Annotated in this window: 7 protein-coding genes; 4 read left to right on the plus strand and 3 right to left on the minus strand. The window is 70.7% G+C overall.

Translation table 11 applies throughout. From position 1 onward, the window contains the following. Window positions 1-99: 99 nt before the first annotated feature. Both ACFXGX_RS42935 and ACFXGX_RS42940 read left to right on the plus strand, forming a co-directional pair. Window positions 100-1,110 carry an acyl-CoA desaturase gene (locus tag ACFXGX_RS42935; protein ID WP_384803858.1) on the plus strand — a complete coding sequence of 337 codons (1,011 nt, stop codon included), beginning with the start codon at window positions 100-102 and terminating at the stop codon, window positions 1,108-1,110. Beyond that, on the plus strand, window positions 1,107-1,787 hold the full coding sequence (locus ACFXGX_RS42940; protein ID WP_261703951.1) for a TetR/AcrR family transcriptional regulator: 681 nt from the start codon (window positions 1,107-1,109) through the stop codon (window positions 1,785-1,787). The genes ACFXGX_RS42935 and ACFXGX_RS42940 overlap by 4 nt, the downstream gene beginning before the upstream one ends. Before the next feature lie 61 nt (window positions 1,788-1,848). Here ACFXGX_RS42940 and ACFXGX_RS42945 read toward each other — a convergent pair whose 3' ends face one another. Further along, window positions 1,849-2,220, minus strand: a complete 372-nt coding sequence (locus ACFXGX_RS42945; protein WP_384803861.1) for a glyoxalase — start codon at window positions 2,218-2,220, stop codon at window positions 1,849-1,851. After that, entirely contained in the window at window positions 2,220-3,032 is an 813-nt protein-coding gene (locus ACFXGX_RS42950; RefSeq protein ID WP_384803864.1) for a trans-aconitate 2-methyltransferase, read from the minus strand. The genes ACFXGX_RS42945 and ACFXGX_RS42950 overlap by 1 nt, the downstream gene beginning before the upstream one ends. Window positions 3,033-3,203: 171 nt before the next feature. On the opposite strand from ACFXGX_RS42950, the gene ACFXGX_RS42955 reads away from it, so the two are divergent. Further along, window positions 3,204-3,701: a MarR family winged helix-turn-helix transcriptional regulator gene (locus tag ACFXGX_RS42955; RefSeq protein WP_384803867.1), complete on the plus strand. Its 498-nt coding sequence runs from the start codon at window positions 3,204-3,206 to the stop codon at window positions 3,699-3,701. Here ACFXGX_RS42955 and ACFXGX_RS42960 read toward each other — a convergent pair. Next, on the minus strand, window positions 3,660-4,427 hold the full coding sequence (locus ACFXGX_RS42960) for a response regulator transcription factor (RefSeq protein WP_326787288.1): 768 nt from the start codon (window positions 4,425-4,427) through the stop codon (window positions 3,660-3,662). The two genes, ACFXGX_RS42955 and ACFXGX_RS42960, sit on opposite strands and share 42 nt — an antisense overlap. Before the next feature lie 256 nt (window positions 4,428-4,683). On the opposite strand from ACFXGX_RS42960, the gene ACFXGX_RS42965 reads away from it, so the two are divergent. Further along, window positions 4,684-5,169, plus strand: coding sequence for a GNAT family N-acetyltransferase (locus ACFXGX_RS42965; protein ID WP_384803870.1), 486 nt, complete (start codon window positions 4,684-4,686; stop codon window positions 5,167-5,169). The last annotated feature ends 114 nt before the right edge of the window (window positions 5,170-5,283 follow it).

Below are 5,283 nucleotides of genomic sequence, written 5' to 3' on the forward strand. Positions count from 1 at the left end.
GACCCTGGGTTTCCCCGCCGGCCGACGGGAATACCTGGGTTTCGCACCCGGACACTCTTCCCCGCCGTTCCTCACCCTCGAACCCCACAGGGGACGCCCATGACCACGAGTTCCGATGTGATCGACGACGCCCCGCGGGCGGACGACGACACCTCGCTCCCCGCCGCGACCCTCGGCGGCGAGAAGAAGGGGTCACTCGAACAGTTCACCCTTCTCCTCTTCATCGCTGTTCCGTTCCTGGCTCTGCTGGCTGCGGTGCCGCTGGCCTGGGGATGGGGGCTGAGCTGGCTGGACGCCGGCCTGCTGGTCTTCTTCTACTACCTGGGCTGCCACGGTGTGACGATCGGTTACCACCGCTACTTCACGCACGGCTCGTTCAAGGCGAAGCAGCCCCTGCGGATCGCGATCGCGGTCGCGGGATCGATGGCGGTCGAGGGCCCTCTCGTGCGCTGGGTCGCCGACCACCGCAAGCACCACAAGTTCTCCGACGCGGAGGGTGACCCGCACTCGCCGTGGCGTTACGGCGAGACGGTCCCCGCGCTGATGAAGGGCCTGTGGTGGGCGCACATCGGATGGATGTTCGACGAGGAGCGGACCTCGCAGGAGAAGTACGCGCCCGATCTGGTCAAGGACCCGGTGATCCGGGCGATCTCGCGTCAGTTCCTCCTCTGGACCCTGCTCTCGCTGGGCCTGCCGGCCCTGATCGGCGGTCTGGTGACGATGTCGTGGTGGGGCGCGTTCACCGGGTTCTTCTGGGGGTCACTCGTCCGGGTCGCGCTGCTGCACCACGTGACCTGGTCGATCAACTCGATCTGCCACGCGATCGGCAAGCGTCCGTTCAAGTCGCGTGACCGTTCGGGCAACGTGTGGTGGCTGGCGGTGCTCTCGTGCGGAGAGTCCTGGCACAACCTCCACCACTCCGACCCGACGTCCGCCCGGCACGGTGTGGACCGCGGCCAGCTCGACTCGTCGGCGCGGATCATCCGCTGGTGCGAGCAGCTCGGCTGGGCCTACGACGTGCGCTGGCCGTCACGCTCGCGTATCGATTCGCGCCGCAACGACGACGGGAACGGCTCCCGACGCAAGACGGAAACCGCTGAAGCGGCATGATTGACGGCGTGGCGACCGACTCCAGCAGCACCCCGAGCAGCAACGAAAAGCCGCGGCGCGCGCGCCGCACCCGCATGACCGGCGCCGAGCGCCGTCAGCAGCTGCTGGAGATCGGCCGCACCCTGTTCGCGGCCAAGGGCTTCGAGGGCACGTCGGTGGAGGAGATCGCGGCCAAGGCCGGTGTCTCCAAGCCGGTGGTCTACGAGCACTTCGGCGGCAAGGAGGGCCTGTACGCGGTGGTGGTGGACCGCGAGATGCGGCGGCTGCTGGACATGGTGACCAGTTCGCTGACGGCGGGCCATCCTCGTGAGCTGTGCGAGCAGGCGGCGTTCGCTCTTCTGGACTACATCGAGGAGTACACGGACGGGTTCCGCATCCTGGTCCGCGACTCCCCCATCCCGCAGTCGACGGGTTCGTTCGCGTCCTTGATCTCGGACATCGCCACCCAGGTGGAGGACATCCTGGGCCGCGAGTTCAAGAGCCGCGGCTTCGACTCGAAGCTGGCACCGCTGTACGCCCAGGCCCTGGTCGGCATGGTCGCACTGACGGGCCAGTGGTGGCTGGACGTCCGCAAGCCGCGCAAGGCGGAGGTCGCCGCGCATCTGGTGAATCTGGCGTGGCACGGCCTGGACGGTCTGGAGCCGAAGCCCCGGCTGATAGGGCATCGCAAGGCCTAGGGAACGGGCCGGGAGTCCCGCTCCCGGCCCGCCGGGCCCACCTCCTCGCGCGGGAAGCGCCTCAGCTCGGTTCCGGGTCCGGCTCCAGGAATTCGAGGCGGTTGCCGACGGGGTCCTCGGAGAAGAAGCGCCGGTGGCCGGGCAGGTCCTCGTCCCAGATGACGGGGAAGCCGGCGGCCGCGATCCGTGCGGCACAGGTGTCGATGCCGGTGACACGCAGCCCGGGGTGGGCCTTCTTCGCGGGACGGAAGGATGCCTCGATCCCGAGGTGCAGCTCGACGGCCCCCGCCCGGAACCAGCAGCCCCCGCGGGCGGCGAGGACGGGCGGCTTGGGCGTCTCGGTCATGCCGAGGGCGTCGGCGTAGTACGCGCGCAGCCGGTCCTCGGAGCCCGGCGGGGCGGCGAGCTGGACATGGTCGAGCGCGGTGAGCATCAGGCCTCCTTCCGGGCCACGGCGAACAGCCGGCGAAACGGCAGGACCGTGCCGTACGGCCGGGCGGGGTAGGCCTCGCGCAGCAGGTCCCGGTAGGCGCCGAGGAAGGTGTCCGCGGCCTCGGGGTCGTCCGCGAGGGCGGTCAGCACGGGCCGCAGCGCGGTCCCCTTCGCCCAGTCGAGCACGGGGTCGGGACCGGTCAGCAGTTGCATGTACGTGGTCTCCCAGACGTCCGTCCGGCAGCCGGCGCTCTCCAGTCGGTCCAGGTAGACGAGCGGGTCGTGGACCGAGTCGGCGGGGCGGAGGATGTCGCCGAGGAGGCCCTTCCAGCGCGGGGAGGTGGCGAGTTCGCGCAGGAGGACGTGCAGCGGGGCGTCGGTGTTGTGCGGCATCTGGAAGGCGAGGGTGCCGCCGGGCGCGAGGGCGTCGAGCCAGCCCGGCAGCGCGTCCAGGTGTCCCGGCACCCACTGGAGGGCGGCGTTCGAGGTGATCAGGTCGTACGTCTCGGCGGGCACCCAGTCGGTGAGGTCGGCGTGGGCGAAGTCGAGCCGTCCGCCGCCGGCCGTGGGACCGGCGTGCTCCTCGGTCCTGGCCAGCATGTCGGCGGAGTTGTCGTAGCCGGTGATGCGCGCGGTGGGCCAGCGCGCGGCGAGCTGGACGGTGACGTTGCCGGGGCCGCAGCCGAGGTCGGCGATGCGGGCGGGGTCGCGTGGAAGATCGGAGACCTGGGCGAGAAGGTCCGCGAAGGGGCGGGCCCGGTGCCGGGAGTGGCGCAGGTACTGACCCGGGTCCCAGGTGGGGGTGGCAGCCATGGGTGGCCTCCTCGAAGTCGCCGCGGGGTCGCGGACCGCGAAAGAGCGACGGTGACCGGACCGTTCGGGTCTCCAGCCTCACAGGAAATATATCTCGACGTCAAGAGACTTGTTATCGAGAAACTCCACATCAAGAGACTTCATGTCGACACAACCACTACACTGATCGTCATGGAGGACGAGGTCGATCGGCTGGTCGCTGCGTGGCGCCGGGAGCGCCCTGACCTCGACGTGGAACCGCTCGAGGTGCTCAGCCGGGTGAGCAGGCTGGCCCGGCACCTGGACCGCGCGCGCCGGCTCGCTTTCGCCGAGCACAGCCTGGAGCCCTGGGAGTTCGACGTCCTGACGGCGCTGCGGCGCGCGGGATCCCCGTATCAGCTCTCCCCCGGACAGTTGCTGACCCAGACGCTCGTCACCTCCGGCACGATGACGAACCGCATCGACCGCCTGACCAAGAAGGGTCTGGTGGAGCGCCTCCCGGACCCGAGCGACCGCAGGGGCGTGCTCGTGCGCCTCACGGACGAGGGGTGCGACCGCGCCGACCAGGCGCTGGCCGGCCTGCTCGACCAGGAGCGGGCGATCCTCGCCGAGCTGAGCCGGTCACAGCGCGGTGAACTGGCGGGACTGCTACGCCAGTTGACCGCCCCGTTCGACAACATCCCCGGTTAGGTCGACGGGTCCGACACCGGCGCGTCTGGCCAGGGCGACGGCGGCGAGGGTGGAGTGCACCCCGAGCTTGCCGAGGACGTTCTGCATATGGGTGCGGACGGTGTGCGGCGACAGGAACAGCCGCTCCGCCACCGCCTTGCGCCCGAGCCCGGCGACCATGCACCGCAGTACCTCGCGCTCGCGGGGCGTCAGCGACTCGACGAGCCGCTCGCTCTCGGTGCGGTGCTTGCGCGCGGCGGTGAGCTCGCGCAGCACGCCGGTGAGCAGGGCGGGCGGCAGATGGGTCTCGTCGCGCAGCACACCCCTTATGACGGTGAGCAGCCGCGACAGCGAGCAGTCCTTGGCGACCCATCCGGAGGCCCCGGCCTGCAGGGCGAGCGCGGCCCGGCGCGGGTCGTCCTTCTCGGCCAGCACGACGGTCCGTACGCCCGGCTGTCCCGAACGCACTCCGGCGACCAGCGAGATGCCGTCGACCAGTCCGTCCTCGTTGCTCTCCTGGACGGGCACCGCCGGGCGCATGCCCGGCAGGTTGCCGCCCAGGTCGGCGTCGACGAGCAGCACGTCGAAGCGGCGGCCCTCGGCCGCCGCGCGTTCGAGGCAGCGCAGCGCGGCCGGACCGCTGCCGGCGGCGGACACGTCGACATCGGGCTCGGCCGCGAGCGCGGCGGCGAGCGACTCGGCGAAGATGCGATGGTCGTCGACGACCAGTACTCGGATGCGAACCACAGAAACCCCCACTGTCGGGGGACGATCCGTACGGGTACGGCGCCCGAGGTGATCCCGGGCCCGCTTGCGACCCGGAAAACGAGGTGCCTCCGCCGCACGGCCGCCGCCGTGCTGGAAGTGCTACCCCCACTTCGGGCGTCGTACCCGACTGTCTCGCCCCCTGATCAGCACCGGCCCCCACCGGCACTGCCCATCAGAGTACGGGCGAGGACCGGGAGCGGAAGGCAATTTGCAGAACTGGTTGGCCAGCGCGTTTATGGTGAGCCGTATGTTTCGTATCGAGACAGGAGACGACAAGGAGCGGCGGGATCTGCTCCGCAGACGGCTGCTGGACACGAACACGGCGGCGTCCCCGGTGCTGCGCGCGCTGCGCGGAACCCCGGGCGAACGGGAACTCCCGCTCCACGTCTGGGCCCTGGACGAGGCCGGCGGCCTGGCCGGCGGCCTGGCGGGCCACACCTGGACGACCTGGCTGCACGTGACCTACCTGTGGGTCGACGCCCGCCACCGCGGCACCGGCCTCGGCACCCGGCTCCTCGCGCGGGCCGAGCAGACCGCCACCGAGCGCGGCTGCCGCGCCGCCCGCCTGGAGACCTGGGACTTCCAGGCCCCGGACTTCTACCGCAAACACGGCTACGAGGTGGTGGCCGTGATCCCCGACTACCCCCCGGGAATCACGGAGTACACCCTGACGAAGCACTTCCCGGACCCGGCCTCCGGTCCCACCCCCTCCGGACACTGAAAATCCCAGCCCCTCCGGCGTGAAATCCCAGCCCCTCCGGCGTGAAATCCCAGCCCCTCCGGCGTGAAATTCCAGCCCCTCCGGCGCAAGTTCCAGCCCCTCCGGCGTTTGAGG

Source organism: Streptomyces sp. NPDC059371 (assembly GCF_042751995.1).
Lineage (GTDB): Bacteria > Actinomycetota > Actinomycetes > Streptomycetales > Streptomycetaceae > Streptomyces.